Source organism: Methylorubrum sp. GM97 (assembly GCF_024347855.1).
GTDB classification, from domain to species: Bacteria; Pseudomonadota; Alphaproteobacteria; order Rhizobiales; family Beijerinckiaceae; genus Methylobacterium; species Methylobacterium extorquens.
Genome location: NZ_AP025942.1, coordinates 159,206 through 186,015 on the forward strand (window position 1 = coordinate 159,206; position 26,810 = coordinate 186,015).

Annotated in this window: 24 protein-coding genes, 1 tRNA gene and 1 pseudogene; 9 read left to right on the forward strand and 17 right to left on the reverse strand. The window is 68.9% G+C overall.

The window, feature by feature from the left end:
- Positions 1-23 precede the first annotated feature (23 nt).
- The 8 genes from trpB to rlmB form a co-directional block, all read right to left on the reverse strand.
- Positions 24-1,265: a tryptophan synthase subunit beta gene (gene trpB, locus MSPGM_RS00770; RefSeq protein WP_003600661.1), complete on the reverse strand. Its 1,242-nt coding sequence runs from the start codon at positions 1,263-1,265 to the stop codon at positions 24-26.
- A gap of 122 nt (positions 1,266-1,387) precedes the next feature.
- Complete coding sequence (locus tag MSPGM_RS00775) at positions 1,388-2,035, reverse strand: phosphoribosylanthranilate isomerase (protein WP_261926118.1); 648 nt, start codon at positions 2,033-2,035, stop codon at positions 1,388-1,390.
- Between the two features lie 16 nt (positions 2,036-2,051).
- On the reverse strand, positions 2,052-2,420 hold the full coding sequence (locus MSPGM_RS00780) for a LapA family protein (RefSeq protein ID WP_003600665.1): 369 nt from the start codon (positions 2,418-2,420) through the stop codon (positions 2,052-2,054).
- A 224-nt stretch (positions 2,421-2,644) separates the two neighbouring features.
- The gene (ihfB, locus tag MSPGM_RS00785; RefSeq protein WP_003600667.1) at positions 2,645-2,953 is read right to left on the reverse strand and encodes an integration host factor subunit beta; all 309 of its coding nucleotides are present in this window, start codon (positions 2,951-2,953) and stop codon (positions 2,645-2,647) included.
- 41 nt (positions 2,954-2,994) lie between these two features.
- Positions 2,995-3,960 (reverse strand): signal peptide peptidase SppA, encoded by a 966-nt coding sequence (gene sppA / locus MSPGM_RS00790; protein ID WP_003600669.1) that lies wholly within the window; start codon positions 3,958-3,960, stop codon positions 2,995-2,997.
- Between the two features lie 260 nt (positions 3,961-4,220).
- Positions 4,221-5,546 (reverse strand): putative sugar O-methyltransferase, encoded by a 1,326-nt coding sequence (locus tag MSPGM_RS00795; RefSeq protein ID WP_003600671.1) that lies wholly within the window; start codon positions 5,544-5,546, stop codon positions 4,221-4,223.
- A gap of 92 nt (positions 5,547-5,638) precedes the next feature.
- A complete protein-coding gene (gene rpsA, locus MSPGM_RS00800) occupies positions 5,639-7,351 on the reverse strand; it encodes a 30S ribosomal protein S1 (RefSeq protein ID WP_003600675.1) in 1,713 nt (570 codons plus the stop codon).
- A gap of 414 nt (positions 7,352-7,765) precedes the next feature.
- Complete coding sequence (gene rlmB / locus MSPGM_RS00805; RefSeq protein WP_012751964.1) at positions 7,766-8,572, reverse strand: 23S rRNA (guanosine(2251)-2'-O)-methyltransferase RlmB; 807 nt, start codon at positions 8,570-8,572, stop codon at positions 7,766-7,768.
- A gap of 147 nt (positions 8,573-8,719) precedes the next feature.
- Here rlmB and MSPGM_RS00810 point away from each other — a divergent pair.
- Positions 8,720-8,794 (forward strand) — tRNA-Glu (locus MSPGM_RS00810).
- 428 nt (positions 8,795-9,222) lie between these two features.
- Here MSPGM_RS00810 and MSPGM_RS00820 read toward each other — a convergent pair.
- The gene (locus MSPGM_RS00820; protein ID WP_238506209.1) at positions 9,223-9,363 is read right to left on the reverse strand and encodes a hypothetical protein; all 141 of its coding nucleotides are present in this window, start codon (positions 9,361-9,363) and stop codon (positions 9,223-9,225) included.
- A 776-nt stretch (positions 9,364-10,139) separates the two neighbouring features.
- On the opposite strand from MSPGM_RS00820, the gene MSPGM_RS00825 reads away from it, so the two are divergent.
- From MSPGM_RS00825 to MSPGM_RS00840, 4 genes are all read left to right on the forward strand, one after another.
- Complete coding sequence (locus MSPGM_RS00825; RefSeq protein ID WP_003600678.1) at positions 10,140-11,078, forward strand: pirin family protein; 939 nt, start codon at positions 10,140-10,142, stop codon at positions 11,076-11,078.
- Between the two features lie 102 nt (positions 11,079-11,180).
- Positions 11,181-12,947 carry a monovalent cation:proton antiporter-2 (CPA2) family protein gene (locus MSPGM_RS00830; protein ID WP_003600679.1) on the forward strand — a complete coding sequence of 589 codons (1,767 nt, stop codon included), beginning with the start codon at positions 11,181-11,183 and terminating at the stop codon, positions 12,945-12,947.
- Positions 12,948-13,126: 179 nt separating this feature from the next.
- Positions 13,127-13,846 carry a cytochrome c biogenesis CcdA family protein gene (locus tag MSPGM_RS00835; RefSeq protein WP_003600680.1) on the forward strand — a complete coding sequence of 240 codons (720 nt, stop codon included), beginning with the start codon at positions 13,127-13,129 and terminating at the stop codon, positions 13,844-13,846.
- Between the two features lie 107 nt (positions 13,847-13,953).
- Complete coding sequence (locus tag MSPGM_RS00840; RefSeq protein WP_012751981.1) at positions 13,954-14,568, forward strand: DNA-3-methyladenine glycosylase family protein; 615 nt, start codon at positions 13,954-13,956, stop codon at positions 14,566-14,568.
- A 5-nt stretch (positions 14,569-14,573) separates the two neighbouring features.
- On the opposite strand, the gene MSPGM_RS00845 is transcribed toward MSPGM_RS00840, so the two are convergent.
- Positions 14,574-14,831: a hypothetical protein gene (locus tag MSPGM_RS00845; protein WP_003600682.1), complete on the reverse strand. Its 258-nt coding sequence runs from the start codon at positions 14,829-14,831 to the stop codon at positions 14,574-14,576.
- Between the two features lie 327 nt (positions 14,832-15,158).
- Between MSPGM_RS00845 and MSPGM_RS00850 the strand changes: the two genes are divergently transcribed.
- On the forward strand, positions 15,159-15,377 hold the full coding sequence (locus MSPGM_RS00850; protein WP_003600683.1) for a hypothetical protein: 219 nt from the start codon (positions 15,159-15,161) through the stop codon (positions 15,375-15,377).
- Positions 15,378-15,490: 113 nt separating this feature from the next.
- Here the strand turns inward: MSPGM_RS00850 and MSPGM_RS00855 are convergent, their stop codons facing one another.
- The gene (locus MSPGM_RS00855; RefSeq protein WP_003600684.1) at positions 15,491-17,188 is read right to left on the reverse strand and encodes a methyl-accepting chemotaxis protein; all 1,698 of its coding nucleotides are present in this window, start codon (positions 17,186-17,188) and stop codon (positions 15,491-15,493) included.
- Positions 17,189-17,570: 382 nt separating this feature from the next.
- Here MSPGM_RS00855 and MSPGM_RS00860 point away from each other — a divergent pair, with 382 nt between their 5' ends.
- Complete coding sequence (locus tag MSPGM_RS00860) at positions 17,571-19,193, forward strand: ABC-F family ATP-binding cassette domain-containing protein (protein WP_003600685.1); 1,623 nt, start codon at positions 17,571-17,573, stop codon at positions 19,191-19,193.
- Between the two features lie 7 nt (positions 19,194-19,200).
- Here the strand turns inward: MSPGM_RS00860 and MSPGM_RS00865 are convergent, their stop codons facing one another.
- From MSPGM_RS00865 to MSPGM_RS00880, 4 genes are all read right to left on the reverse strand, one after another.
- A complete protein-coding gene (locus MSPGM_RS00865; protein ID WP_261926119.1) occupies positions 19,201-19,557 on the reverse strand; it encodes an MmcQ/YjbR family DNA-binding protein in 357 nt (118 codons plus the stop codon).
- A 9-nt stretch (positions 19,558-19,566) separates the two neighbouring features.
- Positions 19,567-19,806: a hypothetical protein gene (locus MSPGM_RS00870; protein WP_003600694.1), complete on the reverse strand. Its 240-nt coding sequence runs from the start codon at positions 19,804-19,806 to the stop codon at positions 19,567-19,569.
- Positions 19,807-20,020: 214 nt separating this feature from the next.
- On the reverse strand, positions 20,021-20,665 hold the full coding sequence (locus MSPGM_RS00875) for a hypothetical protein (RefSeq protein WP_003600696.1): 645 nt from the start codon (positions 20,663-20,665) through the stop codon (positions 20,021-20,023).
- Between the two features lie 10 nt (positions 20,666-20,675).
- Complete coding sequence (locus MSPGM_RS00880; protein ID WP_012751982.1) at positions 20,676-21,311, reverse strand: hypothetical protein; 636 nt, start codon at positions 21,309-21,311, stop codon at positions 20,676-20,678.
- Between the two features lie 106 nt (positions 21,312-21,417).
- On the opposite strand from MSPGM_RS00880, the gene MSPGM_RS00885 reads away from it, so the two are divergent.
- Entirely contained in the window at positions 21,418-22,401 is a 984-nt protein-coding gene (locus MSPGM_RS00885; RefSeq protein WP_003600700.1) for a hypothetical protein, read from the forward strand.
- A 20-nt stretch (positions 22,402-22,421) separates the two neighbouring features.
- On the opposite strand, the pseudogene MSPGM_RS00890 reads toward MSPGM_RS00885, so the two are convergent.
- Together MSPGM_RS00890 and MSPGM_RS00895 are read right to left on the reverse strand one after the other, a co-directional pair.
- Positions 22,422-23,605: pseudogene (locus MSPGM_RS00890) on the reverse strand (glycosyltransferase family 4 protein).
- The gene (locus MSPGM_RS00895; RefSeq protein ID WP_261926120.1) at positions 23,605-24,402 is read right to left on the reverse strand and encodes a glycosyltransferase; all 798 of its coding nucleotides are present in this window, start codon (positions 24,400-24,402) and stop codon (positions 23,605-23,607) included. The pseudogene MSPGM_RS00890 and the gene MSPGM_RS00895 overlap by 1 nt, the downstream one beginning before the upstream one ends.
- A gap of 299 nt (positions 24,403-24,701) precedes the next feature.
- On the opposite strand from MSPGM_RS00895, the gene MSPGM_RS00900 reads away from it, so the two are divergent.
- The gene (locus MSPGM_RS00900; protein ID WP_012751985.1) at positions 24,702-26,756 is read left to right on the forward strand and encodes an HAD-IIB family hydrolase; all 2,055 of its coding nucleotides are present in this window, start codon (positions 24,702-24,704) and stop codon (positions 26,754-26,756) included.
- The last annotated feature ends 54 nt before the right edge of the window (positions 26,757-26,810 follow it).

Consider the following 26,810-nt stretch of genomic DNA (forward strand, 5'->3'; position numbering starts at 1 on the left):
GGCCCCCGCGCAGGTTCTCCCCCTCAGAGCGTTTGACCGAAGATCTGCGCCACCTGCGGGATGTCCTTGTCGCCGCGGCCGGAGAGGTTCAGCACCATCAGGTGCTCCGCCGGCTTGGTCGGCGCGAGCTCCATCACCTTCGACAGCGCGTGCGCGGGCTCCAGAGCCGGGATGATGCCTTCCAGCATCGAGCAGAGCTTGAACGCCTCCAGCGTCTCCGCATCGGTCGCCGACAGGTAGGTGACCCGGCCCATCTCGTGCAGCCAAGCGTGCTCGGGGCCGATCCCGGGATAATCGAGGCCCGCCGAGATCGAGTGGGCGTCGGCGATCTGGCCGTCCTCGTTCATCAGCAGGTAGGTCCGGTTGCCGTGCAGCACGCCCGGGCGGCCGCCCGTGAGCGAGGCGGCATGGAGGCCGCTCTGCACGCCGTGCCCGGCCGCCTCGACGCCGTAAATCTCGACGTCGCGGTCATCGAGGAAGGGGTGGAACAGGCCCATGGCGTTCGAGCCGCCGCCGATGCAGGCGATGAGCGAGTCCGGCAGGCGGCCCTCCATCTCCAGCATCTGCTGTTTCGTCTCGATGCCGATCACCGATTGGAAATCGCGCACCATTGCCGGATAGGGATGGGGGCCGGCCACGGTGCCGATGCAGTAGAAGGTGTCGGAGACGTTGGTGACCCAGTCGCGCAGGGCCTCGTTCATCGCGTCCTTGAGCGTGCGCGTGCCGGATTGCACCGGGATCACCTCGGCGCCGAGCATCTTCATGCGGAACACGTTCGGAGCCTGCCGCTCGACATCGACGGCGCCCATGTAGACCACGCATTTCAGGCCGAAGCGGGCGCACAGCGTCGCCGTTGCGACACCGTGCTGGCCTGCGCCGGTCTCGGCGATGATCCGCGGCTTGCCCATGCGGCGGGCGAGCAGGATCTGGCCGAGGACGTTGTTCACCTTGTGCGAGCCGGTGTGATTCAGCTCCTCGCGCTTGAAGAAGATCTTCGCCCCCTGCCCCGCCGGAGCTTTCCCGCGCAGATGCTCGGTCAGGCGCTCGGCAAAGTAGAGCGGGCTCGGCCGGCCGATGTAGTGTGTGCCGTAGGATTCCATATCCGCCTTGAACGACGGATCGGCCTTGGCGTCGGCATAGGCCTTCTCGAGATCGAGAATCAGCGGCATGAGCGTCTCGGCCACGAAGCGGCCGCCGAAAATGCCGAAGCGACCGCGCTCATCCGGCCCGGTGCGGAAGGAATTGGGGGCGGGGTTCAGCGTCACGGGGACGGTCCTTCGCGAAGATCTGATCGTTGCCTCGCGTGCTAGACCCATGCGCGGGTCGCCGCAATGCGGCACAGCCGGACAAACGCGCTGAAGCAACCGCTGGGCACTGCCCGCGATGATCAGGCTCTGCGACGAGCGGCGGCGACGAAGGCCGCGATTCTGTCCGGATCTTTCTCGCCCGGCCGGATCTCGACACCCGACGAGACATCGACGGCGACGAGCCCCGTGCGTGCGAGCGCCGTGCCGACATTCCCGCTATCGAGGCCGCCCGACAGCATCGTGCCGGCCGGTAGCTCCGCCCCGTTCAGGATGTCCCAGTCGAAGCTGCGTCCGTTCCCGCCCGGCAGATCGGCGCCGGGGGGAGGCTTGGCGTCGAGCAGAAGCCGGTCCGCGACGACGGCATAGGCCGGGAGCGCGCGAAGATCGGCGACCGCGGCGATGCCGACGGCCTTCATGACCGGCCGGCCGGTCCGGGCGCGGATCTCGGCGACGCGCTGCGGCGTCTCCTGGCCGTGAAGCTGGATCAGGTCGGGATCGAACGCCTCGATCGCGGCGGCGAGCAGCGCGTCGTCCGGATCGACCAGCAGCACCACGCGCTGCGCCCTCCCTCGCGCCCGCTGCGCCAGGCCTCGGCCCTGTTCCAGGGAGACGTGGCGCGGGCTCTTTGGAAAGTGGACGAAGCCAACGAGGTCGGCGCCTGCGTCGAGGGCCGCGTCGAGCGTCGGCTCGGTGCTGAGGCCGCAGATCTTGACGCAGGTGTCTGCCATGGGTGGGACGAAGCCCTCAGCGCGCCGCGGCCGGGGCCGGCAGGGCGGTGTAGGTGCCGGCGCCAGCGTAACCCGGCTCGACGCCCGGCGTGCCGAAGGTCTTCAGCTCGGCCGCCTCCTTGGCGAGACGGTCGGCCTCACGGCGGTGATAGCGCGCGCGCTGGCGGGTCCGGCTCTGCCCGAGCCAGCTTCCGATACCACCGACGAGAATGCCGAGCGCCACCGAGCCGAACACCACGGCGTAGAGCGGCAGGACGAGGCTGAACACGGGCTCAGGCGAGAACGGATCGAAGGACAGGGTCACGGCCTCGCGATTGGCGACGGCCAGCAGGACCACCACCACCGCGATCGGCAGCAGGATCAGCGCCTTCAGAAATCGAATCATGCAAGAGGTCTCCGACGGACGGCATGGGCCTTCGAGGGGCTCACCGGTGCCGCTAAGGGCTTTCGAGCGAGGGGCTTTTCGAGGCTCAGACCGCAGAACTAGAGCGTTTCACGCCGAAGGGGATGCCGGTTCGGCGCAAGCGGCGTCGAAATGGGCGCGGCGAAGCGAGATGTCGAGCGCATGCCCCGTGTCACACCCGTAACGACGCTTCGGCGCGGATGCGATCAGGCGCTCGGCTGCTCGTCGCCGATACCGGCGCGGTTGAGGCGCAGGCGCATCTCCTTGCCGGTCTTGAAGACGGGGATCGCCTTTTCCGACACGGCCACGGATTCGCCGGTGCGCGGATTGCGCCCGCGGCGCGCCTCGCGGCGCTTGACCGAGAAGGCGCCGAAGCCGCGCAGCTCCACCCGGTCGCCCTGCGCCAGGGCGTCGGCGATCGTGTCGAGGATCGCGTTCACCAGGGTCTCGACGTCGCGCTGGTAGAGATGGGGGTTCTGCTCAGCAATCTTGAGCACGAGTTCCGACTTGATCATGCGGCTCTCTTCCGAATGCGGGGCTGGCGCGGCGCGAGACCTCAGGGAGCCGGCCGCCAGACGGCCAAGAGCCCGCCGCTGAGCCCGGCGGCTTCGTCCTCGACGGCACGGAGACGGCTGGCAAGCCCTTCGAGGCCGAGAAGATCGGCGCCGAGACCCAGAGTCGACCAGAGCTTGAACCCGCCGTCAGCCTTCGGCTTCCAGTCCTTCACCGGAAGCTTCTCGGGGACCTTCTTCTCCTTCTCCAGCCATGCCACCGCCTGGCGCTCGCCGCCGAGCTCATCGACGAGCTTGAGGGGCAGGCTCTGGCGGCCGCTGAACACGCGGCCATCGGCGACGGCGGCAATCTGGCTTTCGTCCATGCCGCGGCGCTCCGCCACCAGGCCCTTGAACCAACCGTAGGTGTCGAGGACGATCGATGACAGGGCCGCGCGGGCTTCCGGCGAAGTCGGGCTGAAGCCCGAGGGCTCCGCCTTGAGCGGCGACGATTTGACGGACTCGACCTTCACGCCGACCTTGTCGAGCAGGCCGGACACGTCAGGATACTGGAACAGCACGCCGATCGAGCCGACGAGCGCGGTCTCGCGGGCGACGATGTGATCGGCGGCGATCGCGGTGATGTAGGCGCCCGAGGCGGCCGTGCCATCGACGAAAGCGACCATCGGCTTCTTCGCCGCCAGCGCGCGCAGGTTGCGGTAGAGCTCCTCCGAGCCGGTCGTCGTGCCGCCCGGCGACGAGATCGAGATCACCACACCCTTGACCGCGTTCGACTCGCCGACCCGCTCGATCAGCTTGCGGGTCGAGTCGCTGCCGGCGATGAAGCCGCCGATCGAGATCCGGGCGATCTGATTCTCGGTGGCCGGGAACAGCCGGCCCTCGCCGACCCGCGCGCGGTAGCCCAAGGCACCGACGGCGACGATGGCCGCACCGATGCCGAGCATCCGCCACAGCGTGAGCTTGCGGCGCAGACGGCGGCGGTCGATGAGAAACTCGGCGTCTGCAGCCATCCGACGATGTACTCCTCTCCAAGCGGCGCGGTGCAGCCGTCGTTTCTTTGGAACCGTTCACGCCATGCCCCGCGGGAGCACGGCCCTGTCCGATCCGGATGCCGGCCAAACCCTTGATGGACTTGGGTTCGGTTGCTGCGACCGAGTCCGCGCACGTGTTTAGCGCCGCCCGAGGCGCGCGGGCAAGAGCCCGTTCCGGCCACGCCGGTACAACCCGCTGCGGTCGTCGTTGGACGCCATGTCCGCGGGAGGCAGCCGGTTCAACGTCGAGCGTAGATTTCTTCGACGTAGCCGTCACGCATCCAGAACAGATGCCGGCCCAGCCTGCGGTAGCCACCGTCCCGCGCAACCAGATCGGCGACGACGGCCTGCCGGAATGCGTCGGTGTTCGGTGCCGCCGCCTCTTGGTTGATCGAGTAGAACAGCGGCGCGATGGCGCGGATCCGCGCGATATACATGGCGGCCGTCTCCGGCGGCATTTCCGGCAGCGAATCCTGATTGATCGCCAGATCGTAGCGCTCGTTCCGCTCGATCTCCCACCATGGCCAGACCCGGATCGCGGCGTCCGGCTCGCCGGCCAGGGACACATTCAGGCCCGCTTTCAGCAGGAACCAGCCCTGGAGCACGTTGGTGAACGGCAGATCGAGGATCGTATAGTGCCGGTCGGGGTGGCGCAGGAACCAAGCCAGCCCGCCGAAACCGCCGCCGATCTCGACCACCCGGCCAAAGCGGCCGAGTTGTCCGACCCGCCAAGCGGCGTAGGCGTGGGTCAAGGCGTGCTCGGGCAGGATGTTGGCGCCGTAACGCACGCCGAACGGGGCGCCGACCTCGGGGAAAGCCAGGGGGAAGCCGAGCTCAGCCTCGAGACGCGCGGGCGCGACATGGTGGGCAAGGGGGCCAGGGAGCGCGGCCGCGTAATCGCCCTGCTCGGGTGAGCGGATCGGGGCGAGGCCGACCGCCTCCGAGAGCCGCAGCAGCCGGTCGCACCAGCTTGCGGCGAACGGCGTGGGCGCGTGGCGGGCCAGCGTCGCCATCGTTCGCCCCATGGCGATGCCGTGCGCGAGATGCGACTGGAACAGGTTGTTCAGCAGGCCAGCGAGCGCGCCGGCATCCCCGCCCTGCAGGGCACGGTGGAAATCGGGAAAACCTTGGGTGCGGGCCGCCCACATGCCCTCGTTGTCGGCCTGGACCGGCGCACGTCCGGCACCGGATTGCCAGGCGGCGATGAGGCGTCGCGCGATGGCGTCGTCCTCAGGGCCGGGTCGGGGCGCGGCAAAGGCGATGGCCGGCAGCTCGGGCCAAGCGCGGTAGGGATATCGGTAGGTCCACTGTCCGGCGATCCCGCCGCCGAGCTCGGCCGTCGCGGACGGGACCTGGATCGGGCGCCCCTCGCGGCGACCGAAGACGCGGTAATGCTCTTCGGCCGAGGCGACGAGACCGGCTTCGACCGCCATCGCCACATCGGCGTTGAGGTCGAGATAGCGCTCGGGGTCGAAATGGGACGGGAGCGAGTCGGAACGGCGTCCGGGGCGCTGGCCCCTCAACCATCTCAGGCTGGCGCCTAAGCTCGAGAGGCGGTTTGCCATCGCGCTCGCTTCGGGACGATTCGAAAACGGGACCGGAAAAAGTTCGGGGCCGGCAGAGCCGGCCCCGAGGCATTATCGGAAGGCAGCGAGGCTTACTCCTCGTCGCCACCCTTCTTCTTGTTGAAGGCGGCACCGAGGATGTCGCCGAGCGAAGCGCCCGAATCGGCGGAGCCGAACTGGGCCATCGCCTCCTTCTCCTCGGCGACTTCCAGAGCCTTGATCGAGACCTGCACGCGGCGGGCCTTGCGATCGAACTGGATGACGCGCGCGTCGAACTTCTCGCCGGCGGCGAAACGCTCGGGACGCTGGTCGCCACGGTCACGGGCGAGTTCGGCGCGGCGGATGAAGGTCTGCATGTCGGTGTCGACGAGCTTCACCTCCAGGCCGGAATCCTTCACCTCGACGACCTCGCAGGTGACGATCTGGCCCTTCTTGACCTCGCCGGCTTCGGCGAAGGGATCGCCGCCGAGCTGCTTCACGCCGAGCGAGATGCGCTCCTTCTCGACATCGACGTCGAGAACCTGGGCACGCACCATGTCGCCCTTCTTGAACTCCTCGATGACCTGCTCGCCGGGACGGTTCCAGTCGAGATCCGACAGGTGAACCATGCCGTCGACATCGCCTTCGAGGCCGATGAACAGGCCGAACTCGGTCTTGTTCTTGACCTCACCCTCGACCTCGGAACCGACCGGGTGCTTCTCAGCGAAGGCATCCCACGGGTTCTGAAGGGTCTGCTTGAGGCCGAGCGAGATACGACGCTTGACCGAATCGACTTCCAGGATCTGCACCTCGACCTCCTGAGAGGTGGAGACGATCTTGCCCGGATGGACGTTCTTCTTGGTCCAGCTCATCTCGGAGACGTGGATCAGGCCCTCGATCCCCGGCTCCAGCTCCACGAAGGCGCCGTAGTCGGTGATGTTGGTCACGCGGCCCTTGAGCTTGGCTTCCTCGGGGTAACGGGCGGCGATGCCCTCCCACGGATCGGCCAGGAGCTGCTTGATGCCGAGCGAGATGCGGTGCGTCTCGTGGTTGATCTTGATGATCTTGACCTTGACCGTCTGGCCGATGGTCACGACCTCGGACGGGTGGTTCACGCGGCGCCACGCCATGTCGGTGACGTGCAGCAGGCCGTCGATCCCGCCGAGATCGACGAAGGCGCCGTACTCGGTGATGTTCTTGACGACGCCGTCGATGACCTGACCTTCCTCAAGGTTGGCCACCAGCTCCGAGCGCTGCTCGGCGCGGCTCTCTTCGAGCACGGTGCGGCGCGACACGACGATGTTGCCGCGGCGGCGATCCATCTTGAGGATCTGGAACGGCTGGGGCGTGCCGAGCAGCGGGGTCACGTCGCGAACCGGGCGGATATCGACCTGGGAGCGCGGCAGGAACGCCACGGCGCCGTCGAGATCGACGGTGTAGCCGCCCTTGACCTGGTTGAAGATCGTGCCGGTGACGCGCTCGTTGGCTTCAAAAGCCTTCTCGAGCTTGACCCACGACTCCTCGCGGCGCGCCTTGTCGCGCGAGATGACGGCCTCGCCCAGCGCGTTCTCGATGCGGTCGACGTAAACCTCGACCTCGTCGCCAACCTTGAGCTCGCCCTCGCGGCCCGGGCCGGTGAATTCCTTGAGGGGGACGCGCCCCTCGGTCTTGGCACCGATATCGATGACGGCGACATCTTTCTCGATGCCGACGACGGTGCCCTTGACGACCGAACCTTCGGTGATCTCATGCTGGAGGAAGGATTCCTCGAGCAGGGCCGCGAAATCCTCGCGGGCCGAAGAGCTTACGTTCAGACCAGCTGACATTCTTACTCCTGAATGGCCCCATTTCGTGAGGCCTGCGTCGGCGGCTCGTGTTGCAAAGGACCCCCGTCACCGCCGCCCGCCGGATGGACGATCCGGCCGGGCTCGCCTCCTTTCGGAGGGCCGACGCATGTTGAAAGCGATGGCCGAGGGCTCGATCCCCCCGACGATGCGTCCGCCGGGCGAGAAAGCCTGGATCCTGACGGTATCGATGAGGAAATCGGTGCGAGCGATACCGGATCCGCGTGCGCGACGCAACGTCTTGCAACGACTTGGGATGCCGGGGTCTCGGACGCGAACGCCGCCGCGAGAGCTGAGTTCAGGCGGACACGATTCGTCCGGGATCTTGTCGTGATGAGACCGGAGCGTATCGGTCTGCGGATGATGCCCGGCGCCATCCGGCGCCGGGATCAGGTGTCAGGCCGCCGTCCCGGCCGAACGCGTCAGGGCGTAGAGGGTGATCGCCGCGGCGTTCGAGACGTTGAGGCTGCGGATGGCGCCGGTCGCGTCGATGCGCACCAGCAGGTCGCAGCATTCGGTAGTGCGCTGACGCAGGCCCTTGCCCTCGGCCCCGAGCACAAGCACCGCCGGTCGGCGCGGACCGACCGCGTCGAGGGTTGTGCCAGCATCCGAATCGAGACCGATCCGGGTGAAACCGCGCTCGCCGAGCGTGATCAGCGCCTCGGCCAGATTGCGGACGATCACCAGCGGGACGTGCTCCAGGCCGCCGGACGCCGATTTCGCCAGCACACCCGTGGCATTCGGCGAGTGGCGCGCGGTGGTGACGATGGCGGTAACGCCGAACGCGGCCGCCGTTCGGACGATGGCGCCGACATTGTGCGGATCGGTGATCTGATCCAGCGCGAGCAGCAGCGCGTCGTCGGGCATCGCGTCGAGTGCGGGTGCGGCCAGCGGCTCGGCCTCCGCATAGAGGCCCTGATGCACCGCGTCCGGACCGAGCAGCCGGTCGATCGCGCTCGGGCGGACCATCTCCGGTTCGATTGGCAGTTCGATGCCGGCCTCTTTCAGGCGCGCCAGCGCATTCTCGGTGGCGAGCAGCCGATGGAAGTGGCGGCCCGCATTGGCCAAGGCCTGCGAGACGGGGTGCCAGCCATAGAGCACGACATGATCCCTCCCCTCCCGCGCGGCCGGTCCCGGAGGCTGGGTTCGCGGGCGGGGCCGGAAGCCGTACGGCTTGGCCGGGCGGTCGCGCGGCGGGGTCATGGGCGGGTCTTTCAGGGCAGGTAAGGGACGCGGCGTATCGGATGTTCGAGAAGCCGATGGGACCGCCCCGCGTCAAGTCGCGGAATCATGCGGCAAAGCCGTTGCCGTCGGCGGCGAACCCGACTATAGACCGGTCGCCGTCAGACAGCGCCCTTCGTCTATCGGTTAGGACGTCAGCCTTTCACGCTGAAAAGGCGGGTTCGATTCCCGCAGGGCGCGCCACTCCCCTCTGGCCTAAAGAGCACATTCAGTCGCAATGCCTTCGGGCTCACGGTCTTTGGCCGTGAACCCTAAAAGTGCGGCGATATGAACCCCAGCTTGGCACTGCCGGTTTAGCGACTTTCCGTCCCCTGCCGCGGCATCGCGGAGCGCACGAGGCTTCGACCCTCCTATGGGGTTGCCTCTCCATCGTGACGCTCGCCACGCGCCACCGCCTTCGTGCGCCCATCAAACAGTGGACGTTGGTGACGGGCTGTTCGCCGAAAGCTTTCGGCCCAGAGGTGCCCCACCGCATCATCGTCAGCACGCGGCCCTCCTCACGGGCCAAAACCATGGGGCGATCTGGTCGGGGAAGATACCAGGCATGGGAGGGAGGGTGCCGACGACAGACTGTGCCTTGCTCGGCTTGGTCAGTCGCCGGCAGCTCCGATCTAGTAATCGCGCTCGCTGCTGCGGCTCATGCGTCTCGCGACGTAATCCCCTGAATAGGAGTGCTGGCCGAACACCAGCCAGCCGAGCCCGAAGCCAATAGCCCCCGCGACGAGGAAGCCCGTCATCGTGGTTGAATCCACATTGCCGACTGCTCGGCTTCCCTGACGGTAGTACCGCGAGCCGTACTCCGAGGCGCTGTCCCAGGCGTCGGAAGCTTTATCCGTCGCATCCCGCAATGCCTGTCGCGCCTGATCCGCTGCCCCGCCGCCACTCGATGAGCCGCCCCGGCCAGATGCTGGCCCGCCATCGGATCTGCCAAGCGGGTCGTGTGAGCGAATGTCTGCCATAGCGGTAGCTCCCTCCTGCTCGTGAGGCCGATGGTGAGCCGCATGCTCGGACGCCACGTCATCGGCTTGCATCAACGGAAACCCGCCTGCACCCCAGAGGTATCCGGCTGAGGTAGCCATGCGGCCAAGGCGGTGCGTCGCCAGCACCGGTGCGGCGCTCATGGAGATGTGGAAAGCCCGCTACGGGCGCGCTGAGCAAGCCGAAGCATGTTCCTCTAGCGGGGTCTCAGGGCCAAGCCGAGCGGCCAACCGGGCGAGCCGGTAGCTGCCCGTGCGGTTCGGATGATGAGGACAGGCCACGCGCACGATGACGTAGGGATAGGCCGCGAGGCAGGGAACGTCGGGCCGGATGGGCGGGCGCATGACGCGCCTACCGAACGGGGGCGTGAAGGGCCGAGAACGGCATTTTTGGAAACGATACGTTTCCTCAGTTTCCATTTTCGTTCGCCCACGCTCATTCCATAGTGCTTTCGACGACACGCCGTCACAGGATGGCGGGCGACGCGGCGACCGACACGCTTCTCGAGCCGTGCCGTGCCGTCGGTCTCGGCCGAACAGGGAGAAGGGCGATGAGCTGGCACAGTGCGGATGATCCGATCCCGGGCGACCATTTCAGTTGCGACGCGATCCAGACCCTGATCGTGCCGCGCTCGCGCGATCTTGGCTCGTTTGCCGTGCGCCGCGCCCTCCCCTCGACCCAGTGCCGGATGGTCGGCCCGTTCATCTTCTTCGACCAGATGGGACCGTCCGAGTTCCTGCTCGGTCAGGGTATGGATGTCCGTCCGCACCCGCATATCGGCCTCTCGACCGTCACCTACCTGTTCGACGGCGAGATCATGCATCGCGACAGTCTCGGCACCGAGCTGCCGATCCGGCCAGGCGAATTGAATTGGATGACGGCCGGACGCGGCATCACCCATTCGGAGCGCACCGCCCCGACCCTTCGCCAGACTGGCTCCCGCCTGTTCGGCATCCAGAGCTGGGTCGCCCTGTCGGCTCGGGAGGAGGAAAGCGCGCCGGCCTTCGAGCACTACGAGGCCTCGGCGCTTCCGGTCCTCACCGGCGAGGGCAAGACCGTGCGCCTGATCGCGGGCGAAGCCTTCGGCGCGCGCTCGCCGGTGCGGACATCGAGCCCGATGGTTTATGCCGATGTGATGCTGGAAGCGGGCGCCGTCTTGCCGCTCGACCCGACCTACGACGAGCGCGCGATCTATACGGTTGCGGGCGCCATCGAGATTGCCGGCGACGGCTTTGGTCCCGGCCAGCTCTTGGTGTTCCGGCCCGGCGACCGCATCAGCGTGCGCGCCACGGAGGCCGCGCGGTTCATGGTTCTGGGCGGCGAGCCGATGGACGGCCCGCGGCACCTCTGGTGGAACTTCGTCTCCTCGCGGCCGGAGCGGATCGCCCAGGCCAAGGAGGATTGGCGCCAGGGCCGCTTCGATACGGTGCCGAACGATGCCGAGTTCATCCCGCTGCCCGAGGATCCCCCGCCCGTCCGCTATCCGTGATCGAAGGCGCGCAGCTCACAGAGGGCTGCGCGCCCCCTGCCCGCACGCTCCGCCCCGCGCCCGACCGGCGCTTTCCAACACGTCCAGAGGTCCGACCACGCCATGGCGATCGAAGCATCCGGGGCCGCGAACGAACTCGTTCAGGTCGTCTCCCTTCTCGCCGCGGGCGTCGTCGCCGTTCCGTTGTTCAAGCGGCTCGGGCTCGGCTCGGTCCTCGGCTACCTCGTGGCGGGGTTGGCCATCGGGCCGTTCGGCGTCGGCCTCTTCACCGACGCCCACGCGATCCTTCACGTCGCCGAACTCGGCGTCGTGATGTTCCTCTTCATCATCGGATTGGAGATGGAGCCGTCGCGGCTCTGGGGCATGCGCCGCGAAATCTTCGGTCTCGGCCTCGCGCAGGTCGGCGCCTGCATCGCCGCCCTCACGCTGGTCGGCGTCGCCATGGGGTTTCCGGTCGTCGTGGCCTTCGTGGCCGGCACCGGCTTCGTGCTCACTTCGACCGCCATCGTCATGCAGCTTCTCGAAGAACGCGGCTCGCTCTCGACGCCGAAAGGCCAGCGGATCGTCGCCATCCTGCTGCTTGAAGATCTCGCCATCGTGCCGCTGCTGGCCGCCGTCGCGCTGCTCGCGCCCGGTGGCGCCGAGACGAGCGGGACCGAGCGCGCCATCGCCGTCGCCATCGCCCTGGTTTCCATCGCCGCGCTCGTGGCCGCGGGCCGCTGGCTGCTCAACCCGCTGTTCCGCCTGCTCGCGGCGGCGAAGGCGCGGGAGGTGATGACCGCGGCGGCGCTGCTGGTCGTGCTCGGCTCGGCGCTGGCGATGCAGCTCGGCGGCCTCTCGATGGCAATGGGGGCCTTCCTCGCCGGCGTGCTGCTCTCGGAATCGAGCTTCCGCCACCAGTTGGAGGCCGATGTCGAGCCGTTCCGCGGCATCCTGCTCGGCCTGTTCTTCCTCGGCGTCGGGATGTCCCTCGATCTCGCGGTGATCGCAGCGAACTGGGGTCTGATCCTCATGAGCGTGGCCGCCTACATGGCGGTCAAAAGCCTCGTCATCTACGGGGTCGCCCGGGCCCTGCGCACCAAACATGCCGAAGCGCTGGAGCGGACGGCCCTGATGGCGCAGGGCGGCGAATTCGCTTTCGTGCTCTACGCGGCGGCGGCGAGTGCCGGGATCATCGACGGCACGACCAACGCGATCCTGACGGCCACCGTCATCCTGTCGATGGCGATCACGCCGCTGACCGTCATCGCCTTCGATCGCCTCGGGCCGAAGGCCACCGCGTCCACGGACGGCGTCGAGGCGCCGGAGGATCTCGTCGGCAGCGCCTTGATCATCGGGTTCGGCCGCTTCGGGCAGATCGTCAGCCAGCCGCTGATCTCGCGCGGGTGCTCGGTCTCGATCATCGACACCAACGCCGACAACATCCGCCTCGCCGAGGGGTTCGGCTTCAAGGTCTATTACGGCGATGGGGCCCGGCTCGACATCCTGCGCGCGGCCGGCGCCGCGACGGCGCGAGCGATCCTGATCTGCATCGACGACCGCGCCATGGCCAAGCGCATCGCGGAACTTGCGAAGGCGGAGTTTCCGCTGGTTCCGGTGCTGGCGCGTGCCCGTGACCGCGAGCACGCGGTGGAGCTGATCGAGGCGGGCGTCGCCTACCAGATGCGCGAGACGCTCGAATCGGCCTTCGCGCTGGGTGAGCAGGCGCTGGTGACGATCGGGGCCGATCCGGACGCGGCCGGCGAGATCATGGCCGAGGTCCGTCGGCGCGACGCGGAACGCCTCGACCTGCAGGTCGTCGGCGGCCTCTATGCCGGCCGGGAGCTGATCCGGGGGAACGCGTCCATGCCGACGCATGGGCACGGGTGAGCTGGGCACGGCGGCGAAGACAGAGGGCCGCCTGGGATGCGGCACCAAGGGAAGGCGGCCGGCCGATGCGGGGCACGGCGTTCGCCTGTAGAGAAAGCCGGGAGACGAGGGCACCCGGCCGAGGCGATCCGGACGGCGTGTGACTGGGGACGTCTCGGCGAAGGGTTTCGAGCCGCACCATGGCCAGCCATCTCGGCCTCGCCTTCCTTGCCGGCCTCCTCTCGGTGCTGTCGCCCTGCGTGCTGCCGCTGCTTCCGCTGGTGCTGGGCGCGGCGGTCGCGGAGCATCGCTTCGGGCCCGTGGCACTCGCCGCCGGTCTGGCGCTCTCCTTCGTCGCGATCGGGCTGTTCATCGCGACGATCGGGTTCGCGCTCGGCCTCGACGGCGACTGGTTTCGCTCCGTCGCGGCGGCGCTGCTGGTGGTGCTCGGTATCATCCTGATCGTACCGGCGGCGCAGAATCGGTTCGCCGTTGCGGCCGGGCCGTTGAGCAACTGGGCGGAGCAGCGATTCGGCGGGGTTGCGACCGCGGGGCTGGCGGGTCAGTTCGCCGTCGGCCTCCTTCTCGGCGCCGTCTGGAGCCCCTGCGTCGGCCCGACCCTCGGCGCAGCCTCCCTGCTTGCCGCCCAGGGGCGCGACCTCGGCACTGTGGCGGCCACCATGCTGGTCTTCGGCCTCGGGGCCGCCCTCCCCCTCGTCGCCCTCGGGATGCTGTCGCGCGAGGTGCTGATCCGCTGGCGCGCGCGGATGATGGGCGTCGGCAAGGGGCTCAAGCTCGCGCTCGGCGTGATCCTCGTCGCCACCGGCGCCCTGATTCTGTCGGGCTATGATCGGGCGCTCGAAACCACACTGGTCGATGCTTCGCCGGATTGGCTGACCGCGCTCACGACGCGCTTCTGATCAAGGGGCTGCGCGGCCGCTGCGGGTCAAACGCGGAGGCGGGAAGGCGGAGCGGTGGACGATGCCGGGCGTTTCCCGGCGGTGGTCATCGTCGCCCCAGGAAGAAGATGCTCGACGCGGATATCTACGAAAGGATGCTCCGAACGGCCGCCACGGTTGCGGAGCCATTGCGAGCCGCCATCGCGGCAATCGGCCCGATCGAGATCGCGCCGCCCGCGCATGCCAGCTTGGCTGAGCGCCTGTTCGTCGAGGTCGTCAACCAGCAGCTCTCGACGAAGGCCGCCCTCTCGATCTGGACGCGGATCGAGGCGGCTGCCGCGGCTCAAGACGGCACGCCGCGCGATCTGTTCATTCCCGGCACCGAGGTTCTGCTGCGCAGTTGCGGCGTCTCGGCGAACAAGGTGCGGGCGCTCCACGCCATCCGCGGGGCCGAGGAGGCCGGCCTGCTCGGCCCGGAACTCGCGACGTACCCGCATGCCGAGCGATCGGCCGTTCTATGCCGTATCCGCGGGGTCGGGCCGTGGACCGCCGACATGGCCGGCATCTTCCACTTTCTCGATCCGGATATCTGGCCCGTGGGCGACGTGGCCGCGGTCGGCGTCCTGCGGCGGCTCGCAGGGACTGAGGATACGGTCGCGGTGGCCGCGCAGTTCGCGCCGTACCGCTCGATCCTCGCCCGCTACATGTGGCGCAGCCGGGACGCAGCGCCCGTCGCCGCCTGATGCGTTCAGCGGCCTGCCTCGAAGAACGGCCGGAAATTCTCGAGCCAGTTGCGCAGCCAGAGTTCGGCGGCCTGTTTGGCCCCCTCCGGCTCCTGCGCATGGCCCCAGATGTCCTCGGCGAGCGGGCTCCACCACGTCCAGAGGCGGTTCGATCCGTCATACTCGACGGTAGCGACCTCGATCGCGCCGATTCGGCCGGTGAAGCGCAGCAGGGGCACCTCGGCGATGCCGCCCTGCGTCCAGATGATCGTGTCGTTCGACATGGTGTCCCAACGCGAGTTGCACTGCACACGTTCGCGCAGGTCCGCCGCCGATCGCCGATGATGTCGGAACGCGACGACCGCCCACATTCACAGCGCGCAACGACGTTCGGACTTGACGGGATCGAACCGATCCTGCAAGCGCGCGTTGTCTGCTCATCGTCGCCGTGCGCGCGATGCGCGGCTCCACAGGAACTTCCGACCCCAATGCCCGACGACAGTAGTCGATCGACCACGCCGCCTTCGGCCACCCGCGTGTTCTGCGCCTGATCGTCTGATCCGGCTCACCCGCGACCGGCCTTGGCGGCTGGTCCGACAAAAAGGTGAGCCATGACTGACTCCAATGTCATTTCCCGCCGTGCGCGCTCCCGCGCGGCGAAATCCGGCGGTAACGGCAGCGTGGTGCTCGTTGTGGCGCTGATGATGGCGCTCGTCTTCGTGCCCGTACTGGCCCTCCACGCCGCAGCGCTTTCGGGCGCGGTGGCCGGCGACGAGGTCCGGCCCGACGAAGTGGCCGCCGCCGTGACCCATAAGAAGGTACCGGGCTGAGGCACCGTCCGAACGGGGTTGCCGGCGCTCAGTGACCCCTTCGAAACTCGCTCGACGAACGAAAAAGGGGACGCCGTGAGGCGTCCCCTTTTTCAATTCGTGTGGGGCCCGGTTCAGGCCGCGCGCACCGTCGCAAGGAAGCGCGCAACTTCCGCCCGCAGATGCTCGGATTGCTGCGACAGCTCCGAGGCCGAGGCCAGAACTTGTGTGGCGGCGGCTCCGGTTTCCTCCGATGCCTGCGCCACGCCCGCGATGTTGCTGGTGACTTCGCCCGCGCCCACGGCCGCCTGTGAGACGTTGCGCACGATCTCCTGGGTCGCGGCTCCCTGCTCCTCGACGGCCGCGGCGATCGTCGTCGCCACCGCGTTGATTTCGCGGATGCGCCCTGTGATGCCGCCGATCGCCGTCACCGCCTGACCGGTGGCGCCCTGGATCTGCGCGATCTGCCCGGAAATCTCCTCCGTCGCCCGCGAGGTCTGCGCGGCGAGTTCCTTCACCTCGCTCGCGACCACGGCAAAGCCACGCCCCGCCTCCCCGGCCCGCGCCGCCTCGATGGTGGCGTTGAGCGCGAGCAGGTTGGTCTGGCTGGCGATGGTGGCGATGAGGTTCACCACGTCGCCGATCCGCGCCGCGGCCTGGCTCAGTTCATGAATGAGGGCGGCGCTGTGGTCCGCCTCGCCGACGGCGCGCTGCGCCATGTCCGCCGACGCGCCGACCTGCCGGCCGATCTCGTGGACCGAGGCACCGAGTTCCTCCGCGGCGGCGGCGACGGTGCCGACATTGGAGGCCGCCTCCTCCGCCGCAGCCGCGACGGTGGTCGATTGGCTGGCGGTCTCGGTCGCGGTGGCCGTCATCTGCTGGGCGGTCGCCTGCAGCTCGGTGGCGGAGGACGACACCATCCCGACGACACCGCCGACGGCACGCTCGAAGCCATCGGCCAACTCGATCATGGTGCGGCGGCGCTCGATCGCCGCGGCTTCATCCGCCACGCGCTTCATTTCCGCCTGCTCGGCGGCCTTGCGCGCCACGAGCGCCTTGATGGCCTCGACGGCGCGGGCGACGGCGCCGATCTCGTCGCCGCGGCGCGCCTCGGCGATCTCGGTCTCGATCGCGCCTTCGGCCATCCGCTGAAGCACGCGCACGAGCCGGCCGATGGGGCGCACGACGCCCACGATCACGATCACCCCGAGTAACCCGAAGGACAGCAGCAGGCCGACGACCGCGATGACCGTCAGCGCTAGGGCAGCGGACGAGCCGACGTCGGCGGCCTCCCGCTTGGCATCCTCGAGATCGCTGATATTGGCCGCGATGCGCTTCTGGATCGCCTCGATCGCCTTTGTCCGGACCGGGCGCACCTCATCCGCAGAGACCTTGAACGCCTGCTCCTTCTGGTTCTTCAGTCCCAGGGCGATCGAACGCTCGACCGTCGCGAAGAAGCCGGAAATCGTCGCTTTGACCTCGGTCAGCATCGCCCGGCGCGCGTCGGTATCCGCGATGGCGATCAGGTGGTCTGCGCCGGCAAGCGCCCGCGCCCGCGATGCCTCGAACCGCTCGCGCTGCGCCGACAGGATCGCGGCGTCGGTCTCGAGGATGATGTTCTTTTCGCTGATCACGGCCTCGTCGATGGCGAGCGCGGTCTGCAAGGCGGTGATGACCCGCGCCGCGCGCACATCGACGACCTCCTGTGTCCCGCGTTGCAGTTGGCCGAGCGTATTCCGCGCCAGACCGACGATACCGGCCGCGACCAGTGCGACCAGTGCCACCGGAATGGCGAGTTTTCCGATCAGCTTGAGATTTGTGAACCAGCGCATCTGTTCGCGTCGCGGGGACCGTCAAAGAGTATCCGCGCGCGGCCCCGTTCGCCTCGGATCACAATCATGTGAGGCAGGCACGGTTAATAAGCTGCAACTCTACGGATAATTTGGCGCCGACGACCGCCGACAACATATGATGTCTTCTGAGGTTCGGTTCGGTAGCCACTAATCGAACTCGATTTGCCTCACCGATAAAAATTCGATCGATTGCTCGCCTTCCTTGGTCTGTCGGACACCGGCGGCCGAAAACCTCGCGGGCGCCTGAAGCGGACCTGCCCTGAAGCCCCTCTGCTTCCGCTCGCCGCGCCCTTGGCGTAAGGCGCGAGCGCTCCCTTCCCGGCACACCGCCCCCAGACCACCAACCAGGCCTCGCGGACGCATGATTCGCCTCGACAAGATCGGCAAGCAGAACGGTCGTCAGATCGTCTTCATCGAGGCGTCCGCCGCCCTTCAGAAGGGCGAGAAAGCGGGCCTCGTCGGCCCGAACGGTGCCGGCAAGACCACGCTCTTCCGGATGATGACCGGACAGGAGCAGCCCGACGAGGGGCAGGTCTCCTCGGAGCGCGGCATCACCATCGGCTATTTCAGCCAGGATGTCGGCGAGATGGCCGGACGCACGGTCGTCGCCGAAGTCATGGACGGCGCGGGCCCGGTCAGCGTCGTCGCGGCCGAGCTGAAGGAGTTGGAGGCCGGTCTCGCCGATCCCGACCGCGCCGACGAGATGGAGGCGCTGATCGAGCGCTACGGCGAGGTGCAGGCCCGCTTCGAGGAACTCGACGGCTACGCGCTCGAAGGCCGCGCCTACGAGGTTCTGGCCGGGCTCGGCTTCTCCCAGGAGATGATGGACGGCGATGTCGGCCGGCTTTCGGGCGGCTGGAAGATGCGCGTCGCGCTCGCCCGCATCCTGCTGATGCGCCCCGACGTGATGCTGCTCGACGAGCCGAGCAACCACCTCGACCTCGAGAGCCTGATCTGGCTCGAAGCCTTCCTCAAAGGCTATGACGGCGCGCTGCTGATGACCTCGCACGATCGCGAGTTCATGAACCGCATCGTCTCGAAGGTCATCGAGATCGATGGCGGCACGCTCACCACCTATTCCGGTGATTACGGTTTCTACGAGCAGCAGCGGGCGCTGAACGAGCAGCATCAGCAGGCGCAGTTCGAGCGCCAGCAGGCGATGCTCGCCAAGGAGATCAAGTTCATCGAGCGCTTCAAGGCCCGCGCCAGCCACGCCGCGCAGGTCCAGAGCCGGGTGAAGAAGCTCGACAAGATCGAGCGGGTCGAGCCGCCGCGCCGCCGCCAGACCGTCGCCTTCGAGTTCCAGCCGGCGCCGCGCTCGGGCGACGACGTCGCGATGCTCAAGGGCGTGCACAAGCGCTACGGCAGCCGCATCATCTACGAGGGCCTCGACTTCGCGATCCGCCGCAAGGAGCGCTGGTGCGTGATGGGCATCAACGGCGCCGGGAAATCGACGCTGTTGAAGCTCATCACGGGTACGGCGCAACCCGATGCCGGCACCGTTGCCGTCGGCGGCAGCGTCAAGCTCGGCTACTTCGCCCAGCACGCCATGGACCTGCTCGACGGCGACCTGACCGTGTTCGAGGATCTGGAGAGCACCTTCCCGCAGGCGGGCCAGGGCTCGCTGCGGGCGCTCGCCGGCTGCTTCGGCTTCTCCGGCGACGACGTCGAGAAGCCCTGCCGCGTGCTGTCCGGCGGCGAGAAGGCGCGGCTGGTGATGGCCAAGATGCTCTACGACCCGCCGAACTTCCTCGTCCTCGACGAGCCGACCAACCACCTCGACATCGCCACCAAGGAAATGCTGATCAACGCGCTGGCAGGCTTCGAGGGCACGATGCTGTTCGTGAGCCACGATCGGCACTTCCTGGCCGCCCTCTCGAACCGCGTGCTTGAGGTCTCCGGGGACGGGATCCGCCAGTATGGCGGCGGCTACTCGGAATACGTGGCCAGCACCGGTCAGGAAGCGCCGGGGCTGAGAAGCTGACCCGCATTCACGGATCGAGCGCGAGACCTTCGTAGCGGGCAACGAGACCGGGCGGCGCGACGATCCGCCAAGCGGTCAGCAGCGCGCCGCGCAAGGTCTCCTCTTCGACAAGGTCGAGTTCGAGGCTCGTCCAGCCGCGCGCGCCCCAGGCGCCCGGCACGGGTTCGAAGGCGTCCGGCTCGGCGTCCAGCCACAGAGCTTGCGCCTCGGGCGTCAGCGGCACGACCACCCGCGCCTCATCGGTCCAGAGCGTCGCGAAGATCCGCCCGCCGACCCGGTAATCCGGATGGCCCTGATGCGCGCCCTCGACCGTTTCCGGCAGCATCAGCGCGAGGGCGCGCACATCCTCGGCCAGGCAGGACATGACCGCGCGCTACGCCCGGCTCGTCGGCGCCTGCCACGCGGTGCCCGGATGCTCACGCACATCGCCGTTCTTCGTACCCGTGTCGCTGTCGCTCACCCACTCGCCGGGCTCGGTAATCTCGACGATCTCGTCCTCCGGGTAGGCCGCCTCGACGAACAGGCGCGCCTCGCCTTCGGCCGCGGCCCGCACGGTCACGAGGGGGCGCTCACCGCCAGCATTGCGCACCCGCGCGATGAAAAGCTTCGTCATGGCTCGTATCCTCCCGCCACATCACACGAACCGATCAACGCCCGCGCGGCGGAAGGGATCATTGAGGGTCCCCCGGATTCTGGTCCGGCTGAGCGGTGAGCGTCCAAATCTCTTTCGGCGGCCTGCTGTTGATGATGAAAGAAGGATCGCCAATCCCCAGACGCCAATCGGCTGTCACCGCGGCCGGAGCGCCGTTCGGACTCAGCTGCGCGCTTCAAGCGCCGGCCCAGGCCTCGTGGACCGGGCCGCAGACGGTGTCCGGCTTGGACTCACCGATGAAGATCACGACAGGGCCGTGAGCGGCGCGTCGGGGATCGTAGAAGTCGAGCAGGTCCGGCGCGATGTCTTGGAAGAAGTTCGGGCGCATGCCTGCCTCGCGCAGCAGATGGTCGATGACGACCTGATCGCCGTGCACGGCGTTGGGCACCGGGCCGCAGGACCCGGCCGTCATCCAGCGCTCGGGCTCGGCCGCGAAGCGCTCATAGAGCCCGGCGAGCTCGTCCCCGGTCCAGCGCAGCAGCGCGCTGGAAAGGCGGCCCTTGTGAAAGTAGTCCTCCATCGCCGCGAGGCCGGGCTCGGCCAGGGCGTCGGCCGGGCCGGTGAACACGGTGTCGAGGTCGCAGAGCAGCGTCGTGCCTTCGGTGAGGGCGGGACGGAATGCTTCCATCTTGGCCCACCAGGCCGGCCAATCGTGGCGAAGGGGCACGCGCTCCACGCCCGGGACGGCGAGCGGCAGGTCGGTGAGGCAGAGGATCCGCTCGAAGGCCGGTGCGTGGCGACGCACGCCGCGGGCCAGTCGCTCGACCCAGACCGCGTCGTAGCGGCCGCCGCTCTTCAGCACCGTGATCAGCGTGGACATGATGAGCGGATCAATCTGCGAGAGGGTGTAGGCGCACGCGCCCGGCCGCCTGGGCTTCTGCGAACCACGCGCGCTCGGCGGCCCAGGGATGTCCGGGCCAGCCCGCGAACCCGAAGCCGTAGGCCTGCGCCGGAGTGGCTTCGAGGGGACGGTCGTTCAGGAGCGCAAGCGTCACGAGGAAGCCGGTGCTCGGGTTCGGGCGCCCGACCGTGCGCGGCGCTAGCAAGCGACGCGCGCGCTCGTGGAGATTTTCGGGCAGGATGTGGATCGGGCGGCCGGTGGGGCGTAGCAGCGCCAGGGCCTCACGGGTCCAGCAGATCGGCTCGGGGCCGTTCTCCTCCGCTGGCAGCATCGGGAACGGCAAAATGAAGGCCTGCGCCGCCCGGACCACCGGCCGCTCGAGAAAGGCCTGCTCCGCCAGCCATTCCCGCATCTGACCGCCGCGATTCACGAGGGCAAGGTGGGTGACCCGCGAGCCGGTGCGGCCACCGAAGCCCTCCGCGTTGTTGAAGCGCACGACGCAGTCCGCTTCATCGATCTCACGCGCCGCGGCACCGATTTCAGGCGCATTGCCGACGATGGCCAGGGACGCGGCGGGAGGCAAAGCGAAGCGTTGTGCTTCGGGAAGATCGAAGTCGGCGGGCACTTGCGGCAGGGGCTCGGGGTTTGAAGCTCGCGGAACAGCGAAGGTAAGGCGCCAGCCCGGCGCAACCAGAGCTTCGCCGCGATTCGGGGATGCCGGAGTGATGACCATGCGCCGATGCTTCGTCTGCGGGGCCGACATGCTCGCGCCGAGCGAACGGCACCTGATCTACCCGGATGGGCGTCGGCGGCTGTTTCCGCTCGCCTGCGCCTCCTGCGGTGTCCTGCTCGAAGGCGGGGCGGACGCATCCCGCTGCCGCGCGCATCTGGCCGAGGCGCTCGCTGCGAAGACGTTCGTATCCGATCCCGACGCGCCCTACGGGCTCGATCTCTACACCCTCCGCACCGCCGCCACGGGGCTCGGACGCGGCATCCGCCCGCTCGACGCCGAGGGAAGCGCAGCCCTGCACCATCCCCATGACGGGCAGGCCGCGCGTGCCGTCCTCTACGCCCTCGATCGTTCGGACAAATGCCCCGTCTCGCTGGGCCTGCTCTGCCGTCCGTCCGAGGTCGATGCGGTGCTCGCGAGCCTGCCGGCGCAAGCGGGCTGGACCGATGACATCACGATCCTGCTCGATTCGGACATCACCCCGCCCGGCGCGGTGTCGGTCGCCGGGTTTCCGGCGGGGGCGGTGCGCATGGCTTCACGGCCGCTGGAAGGTGACTTCGCCGCGCAACGCAACGCGCTCCAGGCTCTGGCTCGCCATGCCTGGGTGCTGCAGCTCGATGCCGACGAGACGCTTGATGCGGCCACCGGCCACCTCCTGCCCGCGCTCGTAGCCCTCGCCGAGGCAGGCGCCGTCCGCTCGATCGGGCTGGCGCGGTTCAACCGCGTCGATGGCGTCCTCTCGAATGTCTATCCCGACGTTCAGTACCGGTTGAACCGCAACGACGTCCGCTACGCCGGCCGGGTGCACGAGCGACCGCAGCTCGCGGGCGGCTGGCCCGAGAGCTTCATCAGCCTCCACGGCGGAATCGAGCACCGCCTGAGCCGCGCCCATGTCGCGGCCCGCTCGCGCCGCTATGAGGCCCTGGATCCCGGCCGTGGCCGCCCAGAAGAGGAGGATGCGTTGCTGATGCCGCACCGCGACTGAGCTTTCGTCGGCACTGCCGATCACCCGTGTCGTGCCGCCGCGATCGCGGCCTCGTAGAGCGCCAGGGTTTCGCGCCCGAGGCTCGCCCTGTCGAAGCGCCCGGCCGCCGCCAGAGCCCGCATGCGGTAGGCGCGGCGCAGGCCGGGATCGAGGAGGAGCGCGCGCAGGGCATCCGCGAGCGCCGGCCCGGTGGCGGCCTGCGCCAGGGGCCCCGCCCCGGACGCGCCGACGAAGGCGCGGGCGCTCGCATCCTCCGCACAGGCCACCACCGGCCGGCCATAGGCCATGGCCTCCTGGTAGACGAGGCCGAAGCTCTCGTAGCGCGATGGCGCAAGCACCGCGTGGGCGTCCACATAGGCCTGCGCCAGCGCCGCCGTATCGATCCGGCCGCGGGCAGAGATGCGCTGCCGCGCGGCGTCGGGCAGATCCGGCGGCAGGTCGTTCGGCGGCACCCCGACGAGATCGAGCCGGAACGGCGGCAGGGCGCCGGCCGCCTGCTCCGCGGCAAGGATCGCGACGGCGTCGAGCAGCGCGTCGAACCCTTTGCGCGCCTCCGCCCGCCCGACGAAGAGCAGGCGCACGGGGCATCCGTCTCCGGATAGGGCGCGGCGCGGGCGTTCGAAAAAATCTCCGGCGGCAGGCTGAGGCCGATCACGGCGGAGGGTTGCCGCCCGGAAAGGCGATAGGCCCGCGCGATCACCGCCCCGTGCTCGGCCGTGTTGGCGATGAGGCCGGCGCTGCTCCGTGCCTGGGCACGCTCCAGCGCATCGGCCGTGCGTCCGTCGAGGCGGTCGCGCAGGCTGGCGCCGGTTCCACGGGTGAAGGCGGCCGGGGTCGAGCTGCGCGTCACCAGGGGCAGGTCGCGACGGCGGGCGAGCAGCACGGCAGGCGCGTACCAGTTCGTCGCCTCGATCACGTCGAAGGGCGCTCGGGCATGGGCGGCCAGGACCGCCCTCCGGAACGCGAGCGGCGCGGCCAGATGCCCGGCCGAGCCCCACAGGCGCAGGCGCGCCAGGCCGCCGCCGGGCGGTAGGGCGAGCCCTTCGACCGTGACGCCGCCGACCTGTTCGCGGCCGGTGCGGTCGAGGGTGAAGACGGTCACCTCGGCGCCAGCAGCGGCGAGGCTCTCGGCGATCTCGCGCGCCGCCGTCGAGAGGCCGCTCGGCGCCGGCGGATAGTCCCAGGCCAGAAGTGCGGTGCGCATCAGGCGGCGAGCAGACGGTGGTAGAGGGCGATGTAGTCGCGCGCCATGCGCTCGGCGGTGAACCGCTCCTCGAAGCGGCGGCGCACCACCGCGCGGTCGAGCTGCCTGATCCGGTCCAGCGCCGCGACCGCTTCGGCCTCCGAGGCAACGATGAAGCCGGTCACACCCTCCTCGACGATCTCGGGCACCGAGCCGCGATTCCAGGCGATCACCGGCGTGCCGCAGGCCATCGCCTCAATCATCACGAGGCCGAAGGGCTCGGGCCAATCGATCGGGAACAGCAGCGCCCGGGCGCCGCCGAGCAGATCGCCTTTCGCCCGATCGTCGACGGGGCCGAGATAGGTCGCGTCGGGCCCGAGCAAGGGGCGCACGCTCCGCTCGAAATAGTCCGGATTGCCGACATCGATCGTGCCGCCGAGCCGGATCGGCAGGCTGGCGGCGCGGGCGACGCGGATCGCGGTATCCGGGCGCTTCTGGTCGGTCATCCGGCCGACGAAGGCGACATGCGCGCCGGGCTCGGGCCGGAATGTGTAGCGGTCCCTGGCAATCCCGTGATGCACAACGCCGGCCCGGTTCGAGGCCGGAATGCCGGCCTCCTGCGCCGCCGAGATCGCCGCGACCGGCAGATCGGGGAAGCCTGCGAAGAACAGCGCCCGGTCGAGTTCGTCCACCCGCCAGTGCACCGTCGTCAGGCTCTGTCGCCGGCGCGGGCCCAGCAGCGCCGCATGGGCGAACTCGCCATGACAATGCACGATGTCGAACCGGTCGAGCCGCTGGCGCAAAGCTTCCAGTTGCAACGCGTCGAGAACCGCCGGAACCCCGGGGGGACCTGCCGGTTCCGATGTTGCAGAGCCGCAAGGCTCGGATGATCGCCGACGCGCGGCAAGTCTGTCGCACTGTCCGATGAGGCGAACAGCGTTACGTCTATACCTAAGCTTCGCAGCGCCACGGACAGATCGTGCACGATCCTCTCGGTGCCGCCATGGTGTTCGGGGGGAACGGGGAAAATGTTCGGAGCGACTTGGGCGACGCGGATCACGTGTTGCACCTTACTCAATACATCCGGCTTCGATCGTCTCGGCACGACGAACGCCTGATGTTCGTTCTGCACATTGCTCTACAAGGCTGCCTGCGCGGCCGTGATGTCGTGTATGGCCTGACCTCGGACACCGGCGGGCATATCCGATACCTGCTCGATCTCGTCGCTGCCTCGGCCCAAGACTCGCGTATCGCGCGGATCGTGATGGCGACCCGTCGGTTCGAGGGCCCGCCCGGCCCCGACTACGCCGTGCCCGAAGAGCGGATCTCCGACAAGGTCGCGCTCGTGCGGCTCGCGAGCGCGTCACCGGGCTACCGCTCGAAGGAGGCGATGCACGGCGAGGTCGAGAGCTACGCCGAGAATCTCATCGCCTGGATCGGCCGGCAGCCCCGCGCGCCCGACATCATCCACGCGCATTACGCGGATGCCGCCGCGGTCGCGGAGATCGTCGAGGACCGGCTCGGCATCCCCTTCGTGTTCACGGCCCATTCGCTCGGGCGGGTGAAGGCGGCCATGGTCGGCGACGGCGCTGCGAACGACCCCGAACTGTCGCGCCGGATCGTCACCGAGGAGGCGGCTCTGGCGCGGGCGAGCCTCGTCATCGCTTCGTCGCGCGACGAGGCCGAGGTGCAGTATGCCGGCTATGCCGCTTACGATCCCGGCCGCGCCCGTGTCCTGCCGCCGGGCAGCGATCTCGCCCGCTTCGCGCAGAGCCGCCCGCATCCCCGGATCGACGCGGCGATCGACCGGTTCCTGCACGATCCCGGCAAGCCGGCCGTGCTGGCGCTGGCCCGGCCGGTGGCACGGAAGAATCTGGCGGCCCTGGTTCAGGCCTATGGCGAGAGCCCGGAGCTTCAGGCCTGCGCCAACCTCGTGATCGTCGCCGGCACCCGCGACGACATCGACCGGCTCGACGGCGACATGGCGGCGACCATGCGCGACCTCCTCGTGCTCATCGACCGTTACGACCTCTACGGCCGCGTCGCCTATCCGAAGACGCACAGACCGGAGGACGTGCCGGCCATCTACGCCTATGCGCGGGAGCGCGGCGGCGTCTTCGTCAACCCGGCCCTCAACGAGCCGTTCGGCCTCACGCTTCTGGAGGCGTCCGCCGCCGGCCTGCCGCTGGTGGCCACCGACAGCGGCGGCCCCAACGACATCGTCGAGACCTGCGGCAACGGGCTGCTCGTCGATCCGCGCGCGCCCGCGACGATCGCGGCCGCCTGCCTGCACATCCTCACGGATGCCCCCTTCCGCGCCCGCTGCGTCGCCGGCGGCGCCCGCGCGGCGGCCGCCTATGATTGGGACCGGCACGCCGCACGCTATCACGACCTGCTCGGCGCGCTGCTCGCGCGGAACCCGCCCCTGCGGACCCCGCGCCAACTCCTGATCTGCGATATCGACAACACGCTCGTCGGATGTGAATCCGCATTGGCGACGTTCCGGCGCTGGCGCAGCCGCCAGACGGGGCTGGCCTTCGGCGTTGCCACCGGCCGCTCTTTTCACAGCGCGATGGCGGTGCTGGAGCAGCAGGCGAGCCCGCGACCGCAGGTGATGATCACCTCGGTCGGCTCGGAGATCTACCATCTCGATGCCAACGGCGTGACCTACACGGCCGACGCCGCGTGGCGCGAGGCGGTCTCGGACGCCTGGGACCGGGGAGAGGTCGGCGCGGCTTTGGGCCGACTCGACGGGCTCGTCCCGCAGGGCCCGCTCGAGCAGCGCGCGCACAAGCTGAGCTTCTTCGGCGACGAGGCGACGGCCCATCGGGTGCGCGATAGCCTCGTGCAGGCGGGCCTCCCGGCGAACGTGATCCACAGCCACGGCCGCTACCTCGACGTCCTGCCCGCGACGGCTTCGAAGGGAACGGCGGTCGATCACGTCCGCGCCCTCTACGGGTTGCCCGAGCAGGCCGTGTTCGTGGCCGGTGATTCCGGCAACGATGTCGAGATGCTGCGCGCCCGGACGCAGGCGATCATCGTCGCGAACTACTCCGACGGGCTGGCCAGCAACGCCGCGCTCAAACACTCCTACGTCGCCCGCACTTCGCATGCCCGCGGCATCATTGAGGGCGTCCTGCATTTCCGCCGGGCGCTGGCCTATGCGTCGTAGCCCCCGCTTCGGCGCGTCCACGTGACCGGCAACGCGGTTCCTCGTCCAGCGCCG

What these genes read in the sequence shown, in the direction of transcription:
- MSPGM_RS00855 (WP_003600684.1), bottom strand. Translation starts at nt 17,188, where the DNA reads ATGCGCTGGTTCACAAATCTCAAGCTGATCGGAAAACTCGCCATTCCG.
- MSPGM_RS00865 (WP_261926119.1), bottom strand. Translation starts at nt 19,557, where the DNA reads ATGTCCTGCCTGGCCGAGGATGTGCGCGCCCTCGCGCTGATGCTGCCG.
- rlmB (WP_012751964.1), bottom strand. Translation starts at nt 8,572, where the DNA reads ATGACCCCGCCGCGCGACCGCCCGGCCAAGCCGTACGGCTTCCGGCCC.
- sppA (WP_003600669.1), bottom strand. Translation starts at nt 3,960, where the DNA reads ATGGCTGCAGACGCCGAGTTTCTCATCGACCGCCGCCGTCTGCGCCGC.
- MSPGM_RS00850 (WP_003600683.1), top strand. Translation starts at nt 15,159, where the DNA reads ATGACTGACTCCAATGTCATTTCCCGCCGTGCGCGCTCCCGCGCGGCG.
- MSPGM_RS00780 (WP_003600665.1), bottom strand. Translation starts at nt 2,420, where the DNA reads ATGATTCGATTTCTGAAGGCGCTGATCCTGCTGCCGATCGCGGTGGTG.
- MSPGM_RS00870 (WP_003600694.1), bottom strand. Translation starts at nt 19,806, where the DNA reads ATGACGAAGCTTTTCATCGCGCGGGTGCGCAATGCTGGCGGTGAGCGC.
- MSPGM_RS00845 (WP_003600682.1), bottom strand. Translation starts at nt 14,831, where the DNA reads ATGTCGAACGACACGATCATCTGGACGCAGGGCGGCATCGCCGAGGTG.
- MSPGM_RS00835 (WP_003600680.1), top strand. Translation starts at nt 13,127, where the DNA reads ATGGCCAGCCATCTCGGCCTCGCCTTCCTTGCCGGCCTCCTCTCGGTG.
- rpsA (WP_003600675.1), bottom strand. Translation starts at nt 7,351, where the DNA reads ATGTCAGCTGGTCTGAACGTAAGCTCTTCGGCCCGCGAGGATTTCGCG.
- MSPGM_RS00830 (WP_003600679.1), top strand. Translation starts at nt 11,181, where the DNA reads ATGGCGATCGAAGCATCCGGGGCCGCGAACGAACTCGTTCAGGTCGTC.
- MSPGM_RS00825 (WP_003600678.1), top strand. Translation starts at nt 10,140, where the DNA reads ATGAGCTGGCACAGTGCGGATGATCCGATCCCGGGCGACCATTTCAGT.
- MSPGM_RS00840 (WP_012751981.1), top strand. Translation starts at nt 13,954, where the DNA reads ATGCTCGACGCGGATATCTACGAAAGGATGCTCCGAACGGCCGCCACG.
- MSPGM_RS00900 (WP_012751985.1), top strand. Translation starts at nt 24,702, where the DNA reads ATGTTCGTTCTGCACATTGCTCTACAAGGCTGCCTGCGCGGCCGTGAT.
- MSPGM_RS00875 (WP_003600696.1), bottom strand. Translation starts at nt 20,665, where the DNA reads ATGTCCACGCTGATCACGGTGCTGAAGAGCGGCGGCCGCTACGACGCG.
- MSPGM_RS00775 (WP_261926118.1), bottom strand. Translation starts at nt 2,035, where the DNA reads ATGGCAGACACCTGCGTCAAGATCTGCGGCCTCAGCACCGAGCCGACG.
- MSPGM_RS00795 (WP_003600671.1), bottom strand. Translation starts at nt 5,546, where the DNA reads ATGGCAAACCGCCTCTCGAGCTTAGGCGCCAGCCTGAGATGGTTGAGG.
- MSPGM_RS00885 (WP_003600700.1), top strand. Translation starts at nt 21,418, where the DNA reads ATGCGCCGATGCTTCGTCTGCGGGGCCGACATGCTCGCGCCGAGCGAA.
- ihfB (WP_003600667.1), bottom strand. Translation starts at nt 2,953, where the DNA reads ATGATCAAGTCGGAACTCGTGCTCAAGATTGCTGAGCAGAACCCCCAT.
- MSPGM_RS00860 (WP_003600685.1), top strand. Translation starts at nt 17,571, where the DNA reads ATGATTCGCCTCGACAAGATCGGCAAGCAGAACGGTCGTCAGATCGTC.